Source organism: Acinetobacter endophylla, from assembly GCF_053543775.1.
The window spans coordinates 1-2330 of record NZ_JBLVOM010000033.1 but is presented as its reverse complement, the minus strand read 5'-3'; the positions used below and the strand labels follow the sequence as shown (position 1 = coordinate 2330).

The window sequence follows — 2330 nt, the reverse complement described above, 5'->3', positions numbered from 1 at the left end:
GTGATCACAGGTGGTAGTAGCAATAGTGCAGATGTTGCTGACCGTTTAGGTGCAGATGCAACACAAGTGACAGGAGTCAGCAAAGGAAGCTCAACAACAGAACAAACAGATAATGTTGGTGGAACAGGACTTGCAGGTGACTACGGCACACTGATACTCAATAGCGATGGTAGTTACAGCTATACCGTTGACCCAAATAACGCAACCGTGAATGCATTAAAAGATGAAGGCAAGCTCACAGAAACATTTAGCTACACCATTAAAGATGCAGATGGGGACTGGAGTACCACGACATTAACCATCACCATTAACGGACATACCGATGGCCTACCAAGCATTACACCGAACGATCAGAACGGTAGCAGTGTTGGTGGTCAGATTACAGTGTATGAAAGTGGTCTAAGTACAGGTAGCAACGCAAGTGCAGCGAGCGAATCTGCCAGTGGAACGATTCCGATCAATGCAGGAGATGGCTTAAGCAGTATTAACATAGGCGGACAGACCTTTAGCCTTTCACAATTACAATCACTGAGTAGCAGCAACCCATCGGCAGCGATCAACGTCGTTGGTGGAACCATCGTTCTAAATGGTTTTACGGCAAATAGCAGTGTAGGTGGTATCCCAACTTCAGGTAGTTTGAGTTATACCTATACTTTGAACAACGCCCAGACACATAGCGCTGTTGGAAATGATGGTTTACTTCTGAGTGGCATTCCACTGAGTTTCACAGATGCAGGAGGGGTAACCACAACAGGTAGTCTGGTTGTACAAGTGATTGATGATGTTCCGACTGCTGTGGCAGATACTGGTAGCCTTAGTGAAGGTGGTGTGCTGAGCGTACTTGCTGCTGACGGTGTATTAACAAATGATACTGCTGGCGCAGATGGTTGGGTGAATACTGGTGCAGTGATTGGTGTGGTATCGGGTGATACTGCAACGAACAGCGCTGGTGGCGTTGGAGGCAGGATAGATGGCCAATATGGCTATATCACTTTAAATGCCGATGGCAGTTATACCTATGTATCAACCGCTGATGCAGTAACAGCTGATGCACAGGATGTATTTACTTATACGGTACGTGATGCGGATGGTGATTTAACTCATTCAACGCTTACGATTAATGTGGCAAATGTCAATCTAACACCAGCCCCAATTAGCAAGACTGTCAATGAAAGTGGTCTTGCGGGTGGTTCAACTGCGGGTACTGGTCATACCGTAACAGATACAGTGAACCTACCATCCGAGGTCAAAGCAGTACCCGTTACTAATGGTTCGACTCAATATGGGACGTTCAGCATTGATGAAGATGGTCGCTACACATACACACTGACTAAACCATCAAATGGCGATAATGTTGAGGATACGTTTAGCTATACAACTAAGGATGCTCAGGGCAATAGTACAACGAATACCGTAACGATTACGATTATAGATGACGCACCTGTTGCGAAGCCTGACACGAATAGCATTACAGAAGACAGCGTACCTAATCCAGTCAGTGGCAACGTACTGACAGGAGGCGTATCTAGTGGAGATACAGCTGATACCCAAGGCGCAGACAAAGCTAACGTCAGTGGAGTACAGGCTGGAACAGTTGCGTCAGGTGAACACGTAGCAAATGGCGCATTGAATACAGCAGTGAATGGAAAATACGGAACATTAATTCTCCGTGCTGACGGTAGTTACACCTACCAATTAAATAATAACAATACGGATGTAAATGCCCTTAAAGATAACCAAAGCCTCCAAGACCTATTTAGCTACACCATTACCGATGGAGATGGAGATAAATCGACAGCGACCATTACCATCACCATTAACGGACATACCGATGGCGCACCTAACGTGGTTATCACTGATCATAATGGATCAGCGCTTGGTGCGAACAGCATTGCCGAAAATGCAACGACCCCAGTACAAGGCGAGTTTACCGTCAACGCAGCAGATGGACTGAAATCTATCACGATTGGTGTCACGACCATTCTGACCAGCGAACTCTTGGGTCTATCCCCGACCACACCAAAAACAATCATAGGTACACAAGGAACACTGACCCTTACCGACTATGATCCAGTAACAGGCAAAGTCAGTTATAGCTACCAACAAAGTGGCACCAGCAAAAACCACAGCGGTGGTGATAGCAGCGTAAGTGATAGTTTCCCAATTATAGTGACAGACAATGCCGATGAAAGCTCAGTAGCGACTGATCTGGTCATTCTCATTACAGATACTGCCCCAGAAGCGAAAGCTGACACAGGCACAGTGACAGAAGACGGTACAGCACTTGAAGGAAACGTGATCACAGGTGGTAGTAGCAATAGTGCAGATGT

1 protein-coding gene is annotated in these 2330 nt (G+C 46.2%); it reads left to right on the top strand.

Annotation, left to right across the window (positions count from 1 at the left end; genetic code table 11):
* A partial coding sequence (locus ACNPNW_RS03910; RefSeq protein WP_448766549.1) for a beta strand repeat-containing protein occupies positions 1 to 2330 on the top strand: 2330 nt, incomplete at both ends.